At 37.4% G+C, this 16,804-nt stretch carries 13 protein-coding genes; 4 read left to right on the top strand and 9 right to left on the bottom strand.

The window, feature by feature from the left end; genetic code table 11:
* Positions 1 to 7: 7 nt before the first annotated feature.
* The 3 genes from FZD51_RS03880 to FZD51_RS03870 form a co-directional block, all read right to left on the bottom strand.
* Positions 8 to 1,534: a hypothetical protein gene (locus tag FZD51_RS03880; protein ID WP_148973565.1), complete on the bottom strand. Its 1,527-nt coding sequence runs from the start codon at positions 1,532 to 1,534 to the stop codon at positions 8 to 10.
* 7 nt (positions 1,535 to 1,541) lie between these two features.
* Complete coding sequence (locus FZD51_RS03875; protein WP_148973564.1) at positions 1,542 to 2,522, bottom strand: hypothetical protein; 981 nt, start codon at positions 2,520 to 2,522, stop codon at positions 1,542 to 1,544.
* Positions 2,523 to 3,412: 890 nt separating this feature from the next.
* Positions 3,413 to 5,146, bottom strand: coding sequence for a DNA cytosine methyltransferase (locus FZD51_RS03870; RefSeq protein ID WP_148973563.1), 1,734 nt, complete (start codon positions 5,144 to 5,146; stop codon positions 3,413 to 3,415).
* A 191-nt stretch (positions 5,147 to 5,337) separates the two neighbouring features.
* Here FZD51_RS03870 and FZD51_RS03865 point away from each other — a divergent pair, with 191 nt between their 5' ends.
* Complete coding sequence (locus tag FZD51_RS03865; RefSeq protein WP_148973562.1) at positions 5,338 to 5,778, top strand: very short patch repair endonuclease; 441 nt, start codon at positions 5,338 to 5,340, stop codon at positions 5,776 to 5,778.
* Positions 5,779 to 5,796: 18 nt separating this feature from the next.
* Here the strand turns inward: FZD51_RS03865 and FZD51_RS03860 are convergent, their stop codons facing one another.
* Genes FZD51_RS03860 through FZD51_RS03845 form a run of 4 tightly spaced genes read right to left on the bottom strand, consistent with a single transcriptional unit; the run spans position 5,797 to position 12,770 of the window.
* Positions 5,797 to 7,608, bottom strand: a complete 1,812-nt coding sequence (locus FZD51_RS03860) for an AIPR family protein (RefSeq protein ID WP_148973561.1) — start codon at positions 7,606 to 7,608, stop codon at positions 5,797 to 5,799.
* 3 nt (positions 7,609 to 7,611) lie between these two features.
* A complete protein-coding gene (locus FZD51_RS03855) occupies positions 7,612 to 8,634 on the bottom strand; it encodes a PD-(D/E)XK motif protein (RefSeq protein WP_148973560.1) in 1,023 nt (340 codons plus the stop codon).
* A gap of 25 nt (positions 8,635 to 8,659) precedes the next feature.
* Positions 8,660 to 11,305 (bottom strand): Z1 domain-containing protein, encoded by a 2,646-nt coding sequence (locus tag FZD51_RS03850; RefSeq protein ID WP_148973559.1) that lies wholly within the window; start codon positions 11,303 to 11,305, stop codon positions 8,660 to 8,662.
* Entirely contained in the window at positions 11,292 to 12,770 is a 1,479-nt protein-coding gene (locus FZD51_RS03845) for an ATP-binding protein (protein WP_148973558.1), read from the bottom strand. Before FZD51_RS03845 ends, FZD51_RS03850 begins: the two co-directional genes overlap by 14 nt.
* Before the next feature lie 454 nt (positions 12,771 to 13,224).
* On the opposite strand from FZD51_RS03845, the gene FZD51_RS03840 reads away from it, so the two are divergent.
* From FZD51_RS03840 to FZD51_RS03830, 3 genes are all read left to right on the top strand, one after another.
* Positions 13,225 to 14,145: a DNA/RNA non-specific endonuclease gene (locus FZD51_RS03840; RefSeq protein ID WP_148973557.1), complete on the top strand. Its 921-nt coding sequence runs from the start codon at positions 13,225 to 13,227 to the stop codon at positions 14,143 to 14,145.
* A 350-nt stretch (positions 14,146 to 14,495) separates the two neighbouring features.
* Positions 14,496 to 14,741 carry a helix-turn-helix domain-containing protein gene (locus FZD51_RS03835; protein ID WP_187445619.1) on the top strand — a complete coding sequence of 82 codons (246 nt, stop codon included), beginning with the start codon at positions 14,496 to 14,498 and terminating at the stop codon, positions 14,739 to 14,741.
* A 36-nt stretch (positions 14,742 to 14,777) separates the two neighbouring features.
* Positions 14,778 to 15,077 (top strand): hypothetical protein, encoded by a 300-nt coding sequence (locus tag FZD51_RS03830; RefSeq protein WP_148973555.1) that lies wholly within the window; start codon positions 14,778 to 14,780, stop codon positions 15,075 to 15,077.
* Between the two features lie 78 nt (positions 15,078 to 15,155).
* Here FZD51_RS03830 and FZD51_RS03825 read toward each other — a convergent pair whose 3' ends face one another.
* Together FZD51_RS03825 and FZD51_RS03820 are read right to left on the bottom strand one after the other, a co-directional pair.
* Positions 15,156 to 16,022, bottom strand: a complete 867-nt coding sequence (locus tag FZD51_RS03825; RefSeq protein WP_148973554.1) for a hypothetical protein — start codon at positions 16,020 to 16,022, stop codon at positions 15,156 to 15,158.
* Positions 16,009 to 16,791, bottom strand: a complete 783-nt coding sequence (locus FZD51_RS03820) for a hypothetical protein (protein ID WP_148973553.1) — start codon at positions 16,789 to 16,791, stop codon at positions 16,009 to 16,011. The genes FZD51_RS03825 and FZD51_RS03820 overlap by 14 nt, the downstream gene beginning before the upstream one ends.
* Positions 16,792 to 16,804: the final 13 nt, after the last annotated feature.

Raw genomic sequence — 16,804 nt, 5'->3', positions numbered from 1 at the left:
TCTCCGATTAATCTACATTCATTGGTTTCATTAGGTTGTGAGGGGCTACTAGACATTTTTTTCTGTTTATAGAAATAATTCTTTCAATATTAAATGAAGCACCTTGGAACTCGCTTGACATAAATGTATAATATCCCTTCTCTTGCAATTCTTTGAATATATTCATATCATTCGAGAGTTCATTCATTAATTTTTTTGAAATAATTCTTCCTGCCTTTCTATGAGCCAGTTGTATTTCTCTCATACAACTGTATATTTCTTTTATTTTAGTTTCCTCATACTTTAATGCTTTTAATATTTTGGGTAGTTCATTAGGACATATAGATTCTTCATTACACCAAGACCTCACTGAAGCAATGGAAGATGTTATTAAGTGATACTTCTCCGTTAATATTCTACTTACACGTTTTAATCCTTTTTCCTCAACTTTAATTCGTAATTTATTCTTCCACTCATTTTGAATTATTCTATAGATACTTGCTTTTGATTTTAAGATGTCTTGATCGGCTACCTCTGCTATTAACTTGGTGTCTCTATCATTTCTAATTACTATAAAGTCATCCTCTTCCACATCATTAAAATTTATTTGTTTAATATAATTGCTTTTGTCATGAAGAGAGAAGGTACGGATTTTTGAATCTCTTGGCGCAAATAAAAACCGATCATTTTCAAGATATACAATTGATGCCTCAATCATATCTTGAGGATTTTCTTCGCCATTTTTTTGTTCCTCAAGGTATCTGCTTACTGTCCTATCTAAAGAATCTTTTTCTTCCAAATTAAGCTTACTTTTCTTTCCCATCGTCTTGCCAAAGGTAACTTTTTCATAAACAGTGCTATATATATCCTTATTACTTATATCTTCAAATAAGTGTTTTGGAGATATATAATTTGGAAAAAGATCATAGGAAATGAACGTATTAGTTTTTCCTTTAAAAGTATTTTTAACATATTCACCAAAATAACTAGGGGTTCCTATGTAAATGACCTCATCAAAGAATTCTAAGTCTTTTCTAAAACTATTTTCTGTATAGTAACTTATCTTTAAAAAAGGTTTTAATTCACTTTGGAATAAGTATCTCTCATCAATTGAAATTGCCCTTTTTGTAACTATTGCTATTCTTAATCCTGCTTCTGCTCTATTATTAATATATTCATGTAAAAAGTCTCTTAAATTATTCGAAGTTATTTCTGTCACTTCTCTAAATGCTTTTGCAATATCAATTACAATATTAGAAAATAGTTCAGGATAACTGTTTTTAATCTGATAAAAATTGCTGAGAATTTCTTTTTCAGAGTCTGGATTTATGGTTTTATTATAGGGAAATAGACTGCTTACTAACCTAAAAAACATTTTTTTAAATACATTTAAAGCCTCAAGTAAATGGCCATCATTTTCATATCTATTTTGAATCTCTAACCTAAACTTTTCAATACTATCTGCAAGGGTCAGTAACTTTTCATTTTCAACCTGTTTAAATAAAACGTTTTTTTCCTCTTGATCATAAAAACTCAATAAATTACTAAAACTCATATAACATTTACCTCCAAGCAAGGATCTCAATGCCCATAGGTATTTGAGCATCCCTTGATTCAAGAAATTTTACAATTTCATCAGTTACCATTCTATAATCACCTTGCAATAATTCTCTTTTTAACTCTTCTTTAATTTCATGTATTCGGTTTTCGTGGTCTGTTCTGCTTAATATAGTAATTTTAGGGTTATTATTGAAATACTTTACTTGTTTCATATAACTGTTTATATCTGAAAAAATAACAGGAACCTCTTCACTAATTTTCACTTCATTTTTTTTCATTTGCGATGAAAATAGTTTCCCGTTCGTATAACTATTTAAGTTATCCAAATAAAGAAAATCCCCTATAGAACCTTTTACACCTCTACAAACAAACATTTCTTCGCTCATAGAATTTGTAATTTGTGTAGTATTACCAACTAAATAATATGAATCACCGGGATAAAATGCTACTTTATTTAGTTGACTAGGTGAATATAATTCACTGAGCAAGGGACTTCTCTCTAGTCCTATCTGCTGTTTATTACTCACCTTTCTTGATCTTTTTATTTCATCAAACTCTTCATCTAGTAAAATTACTTTTTCAATCCACTGTCTTTCAGGTATCCCTCTATCAAATTTTCCATCTTTTATTTTTAACATCATTTCATTTTCAAAAACAGGACTCGGTTCTACAGAAATAACGGATGCCTTTCTCGATGATTGGTCATCCTTATAGATTATTCGGCTGCCTTTTTCTAAATTTAATATAGTTTTTCTAATAGACCGCATCTGTTTATTAACAGAAAACGTTTTATCTGCTATTCCCATTGCAATAAATAAGGAAAAATATTGTTCACTTGGAAGTGAAAGAACAATATTTATTGGTTTCTTATATTTAAGCCCATGATCATTTATATAATTTCCTAATTCAAAAGCAAAATTAATCCAGGTAGGTAAACTTTTTGAGCCGATCTTATTAAGAACTTTCAAATTCTTAATGGACATTTTTTTCACTTCTTTCAAAATATTTAACTAATATAGTAATTTTAGCATATACCTAACTATAATCTATTAAATATTTTCCATGTTTTATCCATTTTTATCATAATTATTAGTTCAATTATCTTACTATCAATTACCTGATTATCGATTATCCATTTATCCAAAGAAGTGTATCCCACAAAGGTATAGATTAACGATTTGAAATAGTAATTACACTGAAGAAACAACTCATAAAGGCAAGATATTAAAAACAAATGAGGAGTAACTTTCCCTTTTAAATTTAAGATATGTTCATTATTAATCAGCCATCCACTTTGGCCTGTTGTTAGTCTGGAACCCAAGGAAATAAGTTCATTGGCTAGATTCCAAACTAAAAATTGGGGTAATGCTCCTTCGTCATAACACTCGGAAACCGTTTATAAAATAAAAAAAAATCCAACTTATGGATACTCTCAGGGAACCAGGACAGGTAATTGAGTCCGTTGATCCTTTTTCAATACTTTGGATGCCCATTAAAAAATTAACTTCGCATCCTGCCTAGACAAATTAAGGGCCTGAACCCACACACTTTAAGTTTTAACAATGTGGAATCAGGCCATTATTTTTCAAGATAACTTCTAGAATATTAGTTTGTGGAAAAATTATTATTAGAGGACAATCGGAGGATTTAGGCGGCATACGATTAAGGGATTATAGAATAATTTATCTTTATATATTTAATTATAATACTGGCTGGTAGGAACATTATAATTCTAACCCTGAAGAGATTAAAGGTCTCAAAAAAATATACTCAACTCTTTTTATCATTTTGCACAAGCCAGAAAAAAGGTGCCTGATCACACACATTGTAAAGCTCTAGCTAATGTGGGATCAGGCACCTAATTCAAAATTATTTAACTTCCGCTCGTTACTTTAATGTTGTTTACTGCTCTTTCTCCAAACAATAAAACGTCCTTCAATTTGTCCTCAAATTCAATGCCTAAGGATTCTAGCAACCCCTCTGCAATGGCTCTTGCCAGAATAGGAGGTACAGCATTTCCTATTTGCTGATATTGTGAGTCCTTTGGTCCACAGAACTTATAAGAATCCTGAAACGACTGCAGCCTGGCAGCCTCCCTTATGCTTATAGCACGGTTTTTAATCGGATGCACCCACATTGATTTCCGAGCATTTAGAACAGTATCTGAAGGTTCATTATAAGCCAGCCTTCTGTATACAGTATTCTGTGTTCTAGTGTGATCTGTGTAGGTTGTTTTTAGTGATTCATCAAGATCGTGAAAGTTTTGTCCTTCTTTTAAAGACTTAAATCTTTTTAAAGCTACTTCACGAGTTTCAGTTCTAACATGATTATAAATCTTATCGCAATTGTTAAGATAAGCATTTAATGGACTGCCAGCCAAAGGACAATGCGAAATCTTGTCCATTTCATCCTTTTTTACATCTACTTCTGGAGATATGGATTCTAAATCACCAATAGCGTCATAAATTTTATTAAAATTCTCTCGTTCGGGTAATATTTCCTCCGGGATTACGACAGCTTCGGTTTCTAAGCAGTCTTTTCTGATGCCCATTAGAATTAGTCTTCTTCTTTCCTGTGCAACACCATATTGAGCAGCATTGAAAATATATTTATCTTCATTAAAAGCATAGCCTAAGTTGGACAATTTTCTTTTTATATAATTAAACACATTAAATGATTTAATAGTAATCTCAAAGTCATTTTGTTTAATTTGAATATCAAACAGCCTAATGTCATTATCAATAACTTCTGAAATTTTATAAATGACTTTTTGAGCTTCAATGATATTCTCTAGTGTATTTACACATGAGTTGTTATCTTTAGCACTGCCGTCCATTAAACGTTTAAGCATCTCCCCGAGATCTGACCAATCCAATTGATAGTGGTTATCCCAGTACTCCTTATGCTGATTCAGCCATTGATCACTTAACAGCTTATTAAAGAACTTTTGATTTGTGTCTTTCTGTATGAATTTCTGCAAATCATTGCTGGATTGTTTCTTGGCATGCCTTAGGAGTGAATTTAACTTGGACATTATGTCCTTACTTACCATAAATGGTGTTAAGTCAGTGCGATGTTCGGAAGCATTTTTAAGGAAGTCTCTTAATTTCTCCGAGTAGGAAGTGATGCTTCCGATTTTTATATGTTCTTCTGCAGGCTCTATTTCCAGTTTAATAAGCTCAGATTCGTCACTCTCAGTCAAAAAGAACTTATGCTTTGCTGATTCCATAGTCCTGACATTTTCCATCACAAAAGCTTTCGGCTTAATTTCTTCAATAGCACGCAAATACTCTTTTACAAGCTGATTATTAGAAGATATAAGCGTATTCTGCTGACGGTTAGCATTGGAAAATCCTTGACAAGGCGGACCTCCAATTATTACATCGATATCACGAAATTCATCAATCTTTTCTCCCTGTTCGTTCACATACTTAAGCTCTGTAATATCTTTGTACAATATTACGTCTTCATGGTTTTTTTCGTAGGTTTTTCTTGCGTTCTCATTGATTTCGACAGCGACTTTTGCTTTGAATTTTCCGGTCTGTTCAAAGCCGCTGCTGAGGCCGCCTGCCCCTGCAAAAAGGTCCATTACTTTTAATTTCTCCATCCTAAAACCTCACTTCTGGAAGAAGTAGTCTTTCTCTCTATATTTTATAATAAACGAACGCACGTTCGCAAATTCTTTTTAATCAACTTTTCAATTATATCATAAATATTTTTGCACGAATGATGGCAATTGGTGTAATGTTCAGCTGCCCTGGGTAAGATTTCAATATACCCTTAATCGGAAGTGATTCCATGCCAGAAAGAATAACAAAAGAACAGCGCTCCAATAACATGAGGGCGATCAAGTCCCAGTCAAAGCTTGAAAATGACATTTCAAAAGCCCTTTGGAAGCAAGGCTTTCGGTTTAGAAAAAATGCAAAATTGTTCGGCAAACCGGATATTTCAATAAAGAAATATAAAATCGCCATCTTTATAGACTCTTGCTTCTGGCATTGCTGTCCCATTCATGGCAATATGCCAAAATCAAATCAAGAATATTGGACAAAAAAATTAACTCGGAATGTCAGCCGGGATCAGGAAGTAAATCAGTATTACTTAGACCGCGGCTGGAAAGTTTTGCGCATATGGGAGCATGAATTCAAACAGGATTTTGATGCTGCAGTTGATTCAATTGCTGTATTTATAAAGGACAATACAACCTTAAAGGAAAAACACCCTGAATCTTTATCATAAGATTAGGGTGCTTTTCTGTTAAATTAAGTTTTTCAGTTCCTGGGAACAGGTTTCTTTAAACTGAATCCAGCACGCTTCTTGTTTCGCCCACTGGGTAACGTTCCGCTCCCCGGCAGATTCTTTCAGATAGAACAAAGTCTTATCTGCAATCGTACGTACAATATCATCCCATCTATCAGATAGTGACTGTTCTTCCCATACTCCAACCAAATCAATTTGGCCGCCATATAAATGGTGAATCATCGCCACTGTATAGTAGATCACATTTGCCTTGTAGCCTCTCAGCTTCATTTCATCAACGATTTCTTTGACGCGCTGATAAATGATGGCCCTGCCAATCAATTTCTGATAAACGGATAAAGTAATCTTATCCTGTGTGCTGCCGCTCCAGAAAGTCTTGTTCAGATCCATGAACTTCTTGAATGCTTCCTCTCCGCCCTTACTGGAAACGTGAGGATAGCCCTCCCACGACATAAAGTATTTAGCCAAGTCGACTTTTGTAAGGACCTTATCTTTCGGATACTGCTTTTTAAAATCAGTTTGCTCCTTGCCCCGCTTCCGGCGGTTGATGTCCACCATATACTGGCCTCTGGCACGTTCGAAATACCATTTGCTTTCCGGTTTTCTTCCATCTCTTGCCGGAATCCAGATATTGCGCGAGAATTTCTCCAAATCGGACATAAAGCGAGTATTGGCTAATAGATCAGATTTATTGATCTTATTTTGTGTATTGGCATATTGTGAAATTCGGGAGATCATTTCATCTTCGAGAAGATGCTGATCTTTAGAAACAAATTCATTAACCTGAAGAATGGTCAGTTTTGCCTGGACATAAACATCCTTTAAACTAATTCCATCCTTGTAAGCTTTGTGGATTGAAGCCGTTGTCTGACCGCCATTGACAATCTGCCAGCCGCTAAGACCTTTAATTTTATATTGATTTACGCCATCTTTCACAGGCTCAAATTCACCGGTACGCGCCACAGTTGAGATGCCGTTGTTATAGGCCACAAACATCTTGCGCTGGAATGGATCTTTTAGCGTATCGCGAATGCCCTTGTTGGTTCCTCCCCTTGCCTGAAGGAATGAACGCACGTTTCGTTCAACAAGCTTTTGGCCCCATTCATCATATGCTTTAGCAAGGAGCTCTGCTGAGATATATCCTACGTAACAGTCAAATTCCTTCACTCCGCTTGAGGGATCTGGAACGAACATCATTTCGAAAGTTTCCCCATAGTCCCTTTCGAAATCGATGTAATCGGTCTCTATAGCCTGTTCAGAAGTAATCAGCTGCTGAACGCGGTCGATATCCCAAACTTGGACATTCACAGTTTCAATGCCTGGAATAGTTATCTCAACCTGCTTATTTGAAGCATAGTACAGGTTAGTCACTACAAATATATTCACTTCGCTTATATTATCTATATTTTCATCAATAGCTTTAGCAAGATCATAGACTTCCAATGAATGATCAATTGTCTGAAGAAGAGACTTAGCATTGCTGACAAAACGCTTTGCCTGATTCGCTATTTCAGTTACAGCCGTCATGTTGACCGTGAGCAGATCTTCTTCATTTTGTTCAAAGCTGTAATCAGCCACATACAGGTCTAACACTTGGTTTTCATCATCAAAAGAATATGCATTCACTGCAATTTTTTTTGCCGTATCTTTATAAGGAGGAATCAGGATTTCCGGATCGTCAGGCCTGTCCATGAATGAAATCATCTTTTCAAGGAATGGAATCTGATAGCTCCCCGTTTTAATTGCTTTTTCTTCCAGCTCCTCCATGAAGTCAAGGAGAAATTCTTTTCTTTGTCTAGTTTCTATCATCTCTTATCCTTCCACTCTAAACATTTGATATATGTCATCAGGATCTTTCTCATATTCAGAACAATGAGTCAGATCAATATTATAGCTCACATGGGATATCCCCTTCGGCAGATGCTCTTTTAATAGCCGCGGAAAATCTTCTCCAGCTTGATATACTTCTGTTTTCTCAACGAAAAACAGCGTATCCCCATATTCTTCTTCTCTAAAACCCAGATCAGTCATTAAATCACTGTAAATAAGGGCAATTCTTTCGGATCTTTTTGCCAGCTTAGCACGCACATCCCGGGCCAGATCCTGAAGGCTGATGCCATGTGTGCGGCTCTGTTCAAGAAAACAGACATATAAATAGATTGAAGAAACTGCATCGTTAAGTTTAAGCTGATTCTCATTTGATATTTTAATGGTTTTTGATAATTTATCAATAACCGTTTTAATTTCAAGCCCGCATCTGGATCCTTTGAAGTCAATACGGCCCTTGGTAGGACCTTCCCATTGTTCAATTATTAAAGGTGGCTGGCCTGGGTGCTTGTCCAGCCATTCATTGATAAACCATAATTCCCCAAACAGACCGCGCTGCTGTTCATCAGAAAGCCGCTTAAAACCGCCCCGCAGAAAGAAAGTCCTCCATCGGTCAAGCACCTTATATACAGTAGAAAATAAAGATTCTTCCTTTTCGGCAATTAAATGTTCAGCGAGATTCTGGAGGACAACATCGAAAATTTCCGGGCTTTGCTCATCTTCTTGGCGAATTACAAGGAAGTAATGCTCTTTTAAGAGGAAAAGCTTTTCAAAGTATTCCACTTTGACTGACATTCCCCGCCATTTTGGCAGGGCTCTTTCCTGGCTGTCGTCCCATGCTTCCGTCCCGAGATCAATGTACAGCTGGCGATGATGATTCGCAGGATCTATTCCTGCGAACATAACAGGGCTCTCGTATGTCAGGACATTCAGCTTATATACCTCACTATCGTCCTGGTTTTTAAGTTCTTGAATCATTTGTTCAAACTCTATTTTTAGGTTCAACACAGCTACTCTCCTTAAATAAAGTTATTCAAACCGTTTTATTAGTCTGATAGACACTAGTGTCGTCAATTTCGGTACCCGGAAAAGAGAATGCTATTCCAACTGGCACTAGTTTTGACGAGAACTCAACACCCAGACTGCTGAAGATTGGAACTTCTGGATGAAGGGGATAAATCAGCATTAAACCTTTTTCTTTGTCACGCATCCTTCGTTTCTCTGTACGGTCTTTGATTTCTTTAATTTCTTCATAGTCAAGGTCCATATATTCATGGTTTGGGGAAACGATTGCCCCAATGTCCCTAATCTGATTTTTGCTTTCAGGCGCTTTCACTTTCTTACCAAGAGCGGCTGCCGATTTCAAATGGATCTTTCCTAAATCAACAGGATAATCAGATAGACCAGAGGAAGCTGAAGGATCCCCTTCTACTACTGCCACTGTCCAATCGATAAGCTCACCCTCATGATTAGCGCGATCAATATAATCAGCAATCAATGCTGAATTTACAATATTGCTGTCGGCAGTGTGATATTCAGACAAAAATTCTTTAATTATGCCGGAATCCACACCAGAAGCAGCATAAAAGTTTGTTTTTCTGTATGCAGTCTTTTCCAGCGGAAGCTTATTTGCCAGATTTACTGCTGCATTCATATTCCCTTTTAATACTTCTTCACTTGGATCAAATAACCTCGTCTGCTGAAGTGTGCCTGCATAAATCACATTAGAAGTTACTGCATTCCTCATTTTCAGCGGACTGGTCAGCATCATCGTTGGATGGCTCAGCATCTTCACAGCATATTCAGAAGGAGTTTTTTTCAAGGCAGCAAGCCTGTCAAATTCCTGGCGCAGCTGAATCATGGCGATAGCCAGATGTTCAAAATTCGAAGCAATTTCATCTGAAGTATAGATGCGGCACAGATCCATATATCCCTTTCTGTAGCCAAACCAGCGCCCCATCTGCATAAGTGTGTCATACATAAGGGTGTTCCGGAAGTAATACGTAATGCTAAGCCCTTCAAGTGTAAGTCCGCGGGATAATTTGTCTCCGCCCACGGCGATAACATTCAAACCATCTTCTTTATATTGATGGTAATCCAGAGCATCCCGGCTGTTTCCGTTTATTTCAAATACCTGAATCGTCTCACAGCATTTTCTCAGCTCTTCGTATACTTCATTCCAGCCGTATTCCTTGTGCTTTTCGTTAGGCCAATCCCTGCTTACCGGAAGGATATCATTTTCATAAAGCTCCCTTAGTTCTGCTATCACACTGCTGTCAGGATTATATTGCAGTTGCTTTGAGATGGCATCGAAAGTGCGTGCAACTTCATCTTTCACACTCGACTGGACATCCTTAAAGCGTGATGTATGAATGAGCATCGAATTATGCTTCTTACTTTGGCCCCTCAAATTGCGGATCGCAATAACAAGAAGGAATTCAAGCATGGCTTCACGCATTTGCGGAGGCACTTCATCAAATTTATCTGCATCGGATTTCTTTTTAATAGTAGTAAATACTTCAAGATCTTCCTGCCGCAGATGGCGGATCAGACTAGGGCGAGAATCTTCTGCATCTTCTTGCACATTGAAATATTCTTCTGGCCCGCAATATTCCTTAGGCTTTGGCAGGCCGACAAGGAAATCCTTCGGGTATAAATCCTCCCCCTCCTCGTCTGTCCTTCCTTCTTTACTGATAAGCAGGTTCGCAAATGGTGTTGCTGTATACCCAACAAAAGCCTTTCGCTTAAAAACCTCAAGTATTTGCCTGATCAGACGATTGATTGTTTTCGGATCTTCGTTTTTATCTGGATTGGAAGTATCAACTGATGCCTGATCTGCCTCGTCATCGACAATTAAGACGGGGATATCCAGATTATATAAATTACGGTGTGTAATTAACTGATCCCGGAGTGATTCCAATACGGTTTTGTTTTTCTTTACAACCATTAAAGTTGGCGAGTTTAGGTTGCTTGTTCCTCTTCGACTGGACTTGATATCATTTTCTTCTGTTGTCCAGGATGATATGATGTGCTCGGCTGTATTCGCGTATATTTGAGCAACTCCGATAGGGTTTCCATCCTTGTCCGTCCGGTTGCCAATGACCTCTTCATTCAAGCGAATCTGAGTCTGCGCTCTTAAGTCATTATGAATTCCTGACAGAACAATAACCAGCTTATAGCCGACATCATAAGCTTTATTGATTAAGCCTGTGAAGTTGGCTGTTTTACCTGATTGAACATATCCTAATACAAGGCCGCGCTTATCAAATGGCTCCATAGACTTAGGATTACCGATAGAGGCTAAAATCTGATTAGTTGTGTCATCAATAGCAGTCACAGCTTCGAGCGGCCAATTTTTCATCTCAGTCAAATAACGGCGGTATCTCGTCCAGAAAAAACCACTCGCAGCCAATTTAGGCTCAAACCAGCTTTTTTCTTTCGAGTTTATCATTACATGAACCTTACGAACTTCTTGGCCGATTTTATATTTCCTAAACATTTCAAGTGACCACTTCTGAAAATGAGCATCATCAATCTTCCCATATCCAGATGCGAGAACTCTCGCTAGTTCGAGTGCCTTTTCTGCAGCCTCCTCTTGGTTTTCAGATATCGTTTTTAACATATAGTAATTATTCGTAAAGGCCTGCTCAAAAACGTTCTTATTATCAATTGCCGACAATCAAATTCGCCTCCGTTGTGATTGCTTTTAAGGTTGTCCGGTTCAAGCCGTCAAAGGCAGGCTGCGTTAAGAGAATGTTAAACAGCTGCTCTTCATTTTCAGCCACATTCAGCTTCAGCATGGAAGAGGCAAATTGGATAACCAGCTCTTTCTGGCTTTCCGGCACATCCTGCACTTCTTCTTCCGGGACCTTTGGAGAATCTATAATATTGCTTGGGGACCCAAGCTGAACAAACTTTAGATACAAGTTTAATAGCTTTGCATTTTCATCATCCAGATTTTTCAGAAGTTCGGATAGAATAGGATGATTTCGGTTTAAAATAAATTGCGGGCCATCCTCGCTTCCGGACTGTTCCCATGTATTCAGGCTCCCTTTTACGGAAGGATTCCTCGGACCTGGCTGGGTGCGGAAATAGAATATATCTCTGGATACTTTGCGCGCAATGGAGGAAATGGCCTCCAATCTTCTTTTTGCATCTTCCGGCAGGTTAATCCCAGACTTTTTAATATCAACCTGCCAGTCTGAGTCAGCTGCATTTGGAAGATCTATGCGCACCCTAGCAAGCTGTGATGCTGCATCTTTCGGAAAGAGACCCATCCAATCACCGAAGTATAGAAGGCGATTTTCACGGTAAATATATAATCCCTGGTGATCACGCCAGCCTTTATAGCCGCCAGCCTTTTTATATTCCGGCTCTGTTAAATGAGAAGCATGCGGCAAAATAAAGTACTGTACTTTTATGCGGTTCTCATTAATCCTCAGCATCTGCATTTCGCCTTCCATGGTATTTGGGTGATAACGCATGAAAGGATCCCATGGTACAACTTCCTTGTCATTAATGAACATCTGTACTCCGCTCTTTTCAAGAATTGAATGAAATACGAATTCGAGATGCCTATTAATCCTGGCGACTTTATTGTAGAAGCTAGTTTCTTTCAGCTTACGCTTCCCTCCATACCCCATAAAGCGGTCAAGCTTGTCTATGCAGACAATTGTTCCGCTTTCCGAATCTATGTCTCCCATTTTTTCTTTTACCTCATCAGGTATTTTAGTGAAAAGCTGCCACTCGTTGCATTCTGACACATGGTCAAGGTCCCAGCATCTTTCGTTATATACTCCATCTTTCTTAGAAAGAACACTTAATCTTTTACCGAGTGAAAAGGATGCAGTCTTTAACCCCATACCAAATCGGCCCAATTCATTAGCGCCTCTTTTTACTCTCGGATCCTTAGATCCTATATTCATGGCCTTCTGAAGCATTTCATCATTCATGCCAAACCCATTATCACAAATTGTAATCCTGCCATCACTCTCGCCATAAGCAAAATTAATATGTATTGTATCTGCTTTGGCATCCAAGCTATTGTCAACTAAATCAGCAATTGCAGTACTTGCATTATATCCAATCGAACGAAGCGCTTGAATAACAGGCGCTGCGGAAGGTCTCGTTAAAACTGTCTCCATATGATAAACTCCGTTTCATTACTGGATTTGTAACAATTATAACAAAAATTTAATATATAAATAGGTAGAGATCAGCATTTACTTAATTTTACAGTGGGATAAAAACTGGGTACTAATTGCCTCAGAATAGACGAGTGACACTAATAGTATCAATGAATTTAGAGGAGAAATAGTCAATCCAAGTCCCATTCATAAAAGAAGGTGCCTGCCCCACCACTAAAGCTTTAGCTAGTGTTGGGACAGACACCTTTTTATTCTTAGGAATGTATTAAAGCATTGGGCAGTATATTCTAAAAACCCTCATAAAGTTTCTTGCATAAAATAGCAGGAAATATACACCACTCAAAAAAGAATGGAACTTAGTGGTAATATGAATAGGTTAACAATACTAATCTACGTTAAAATTCATAAACTTTAAGGATTAATACTTAAACTTCTATAGGAGAGTACACAAATGAAAAAGAAAATGAACTACCTAATCTCACTTTTAACAATCACCCTTATAGCCGGCTGTACCAACGCTGAAGATGCATCCAATACAAATGCAGATAAGGTTCCACAAGAAGAAACTACAGTTACTGTTAAACCAGAAGCAGAGAAAACGGCAAGTGTTCCAGCTGCCGAGGAAACTTCAACCCAATCAAATAATGAACTTTTCTCAGGATACAAACTTATTGAGGTTGATGGCGGTGATGTATCTGGTTATCGTGAATCCAAAGTCGTAGTTGACATTGGTTATGGGGATCGGGAATATTGGGCATTTACGAATGAATACGGCCAGCTAGTACGTGTCATTGCTGAGGAAATCATTCTGCAAGATGACAGTACCGAACCTGTATTGTCGACTGGAAGGTATTATTCTGATGAGGCAAAGGTTCCTGGTGTGGAAAGTGACGTTTTAGATGAAGGGCATATCATTGCTGATTCTCTTGGCGGGGTATCTAATGCTTATAATATTACTCCACAAGATAGTACGCTCAACCGGCATGGCGATCAAGCTTATATGGAAGATGCGATTCGTAAGGCAGGTGGAGCTGCTAATTTTGAAGCAATTATCACATATCCGAATACGGAAACGCAGATTCCTTCAAGTTATCAGTATACCTATACTTTAATGGGTAATGAGATCGTTGATAAATTTGACAATGTGAACCCTGATGAAGTAAACGAATCACTCGGTTTAACAAGCAGCGAGCCAACTGAAACAACCAGTACAAACACAAGCGGTGATATTTCTAGTGTCGATACAAACGGTAATGGACAGGTGACCATAAAAGAAGCAAAAGCAGCAGGTTTTAGCATGCCGATAACGAGTGATCATTGGTTGTACCCATATATGGACGATCGTGATGGTGACGGTATGGTTGGTGAGTAATCCCCTGGGACTTTGAAGCAAATAAAAGAAAGTAAGTATAATATTTTTCACTAACAGGTGCGGTTCTTCAATAAGGAGATCGCACCCTTTTTATTGTGCAATAATGAAGTTTAAACTATTTGCCTTTCCTGAACTCCTGGTAAAAGACCGACCTCTACTCTTAACCTAATAACCAAAATTGATTCAAAACTAGCATCCCAATCCTAGGTTACGACTTCGATATCCGGTTAAGACAGACCTTCTCGTGCTAAAACCTCCACTTTATAAAATTTCACATCTTTTGTGAACTATAGTTCATAGTGTTTCCGCCTGCTCAGTTATGTAATTACTGTAAAAAGGAGAAATTTCCTTTGGACAAAGAGCAGATCCTTTACATCGGGAGCACAATCAAACGACTAAGAGCCGAGCAGAAAATCAGCCAGGAGGACCTAGCAGGATTAACCGGCTATTCACGCGAGTACATAAGTAAGGTGGAACAAAACCATATTGACCCCAGCCTTGGCGCTGGCACCGCATCAATCGCCAAGGCACTTGGGATAAAGACATGGGAATTAGTAAAGATAGCTGAGGAAAATAGTGACCTGGAAGAGAAATAACAAATGCGGCAAAGTAGAGTGATCGAGGAGTTAATCTTGAAAGGGGACAAACCATTGATAACTGAATATCGAAATTCTCGAGTTATAAGAATAAAGAACGAGCACGGGGATGAGGTAGAAGTTGAGCTTCTGCAATTCCCTTCTTATTACAAAGTAACAGCAACCATTTGCCAGGATTCTTCGCCATACAAGGACTGTATAGGGATTGGAGTGGACGATGACAATGAGAGTGGTGCTTTGAGGAAGGCACTTCGGGAGCTGTACCTGGACGCTTATGAAAGCTCCTCTTCGCTATTGTTCTCCAGACGGGTATTGAATAAGCTCTTCCTAAGCTAACTTCTATTACCCCTCCCTTCCCTTTTTCAAGAGAATACAATTTATTGTCGCACTGGCGTGAAACACTGTAAGGTACTTTTAAAATTCAAAATGGTAATTCTCTATATCTCCCAATATTCTAATAAACTCATCGGTATCCAAAACATGTTCATGCCTGGAACTGCTGGAGTCATACAACTGATAAGTATAAATTACACTCTTTTTATTCGTACGAATCCTTTTTACATCTTCTAATGTAATTCTTCCATCTTTATAGGCTTCTATTAGCAGAATATCTGTACTTTTAAAACTGATAGAAGTTAAAGGATTATGTATCAATTCAATTTTGTGGAGATGCTGCATAATGTTTTGTATAATAGTAAGAGTTCCTTTGTCACTGGAGAAAATGGTGATCTGCTTAATCTTTGTATGATAGTGGTGAAGTAGTAAGTAGGTTAAAACGAGGATTGAAGTTTCACCAGCATTTTTTCTTAGCTCTGTTGTTTCAGCTTCTCCCTCTAACTTCGCTTTTGTAGTTTTAATTTCAAATCCTAAATCATAGAATTGAGATATCCAACCTTCAGGTAAATCATCATTCTGGCTGTAGTATTTCTTTAAACCCGAAAAATATTTCCTGGCTTTAGAAATAGAAGAGGAAGCATGTTCAAATAGCTTCATAAGCCTTAATTCTTGGTATTCCACTAATTCTGTATAGTCTTCCTCTTCACTCATAACAAAATATGGAACATTGATGCCGGCTAAATAATTTAATCTTTTTTCACTATGGGATATTTCGGCATGTACCCAATCAGGAACCAGGATTACCTCATAGTTTTTAAATATTTTATCTCCAGGAAATTGATCCTCATGTTGACTGCAGAATTCCAAATTATTATTGTCTATAATAAGAATCCTGATATTACTTGAGTTATTTATTACTTCATCTAAATCTCTATAATTCCCCACTTTCCAGTTTCCCTTTCACGTCCAGGTATTTTCTTTCTAACTCAAAAATAAAATTCCTAGTCTCATGGAATACCCGGTCCTCTGGATTTTTAATTTGTTCTTTTTCTGCAAGATGTTTTAAAAGGCCAAAATCTACTGTGTGTGAAGGTTTCACTAAATTTTCATCTAATGATAAGGTTTTAAACAGTTCTATCCATTCTTCTCTACTTAATGCAATATCAAAGTTTTCTCTTATTTCCTCTTGTAACGTTTCATTTTGGTATTCAATGGCAGATTCATACAACTGTATGAGGATTGCTTTGTAAGGAGCTTTGAATGTATCCATACATTTAGCTGCACGTTCAATGAACTTCTCTTCTATTGAATCCAGAAAGTAAAAGTATAGATCTTTACCTATTAACATTTGACTAGCAAAGTAATCAGCCTTACGTTCTGTTAAGTCAAATTCGGTTAAGATATCATGGGGAACAGAGGAAAAAGGTTCTTCGATTAAATGAAATATTTCATGCCAATAAATAAAATATTGATACAAACGTGGCTGCGACGTATTAATGACTGGAACTTTTTGTCCGTTCGGCAGTTCTCTAATGGCCCCGCCCCAATCAGAATCCGGAATAGGTATTTGAATTAAATAATGATCCTTCAAAATTTGCAATGCTTGTTTTTCCGGAGATTGTATATCATATTTAGCAAAGTGCCGATGCATAAATTTGATATGACGTTGAATTTCACTCTCTATTTGTTGATTTAACTTTATCGTTTCATCCAAATTCGTACTAGTG

The sequence above is a fragment of the Bacillus infantis genome (assembly GCF_008180445.1).
In the GTDB taxonomy this organism is placed as follows: domain Bacteria; phylum Bacillota; class Bacilli; order Bacillales; family Cytobacillaceae; genus Bacillus_AB; species Bacillus_AB infantis_B.
This window is presented reverse-complemented; position numbering and strand designations above follow the sequence as displayed.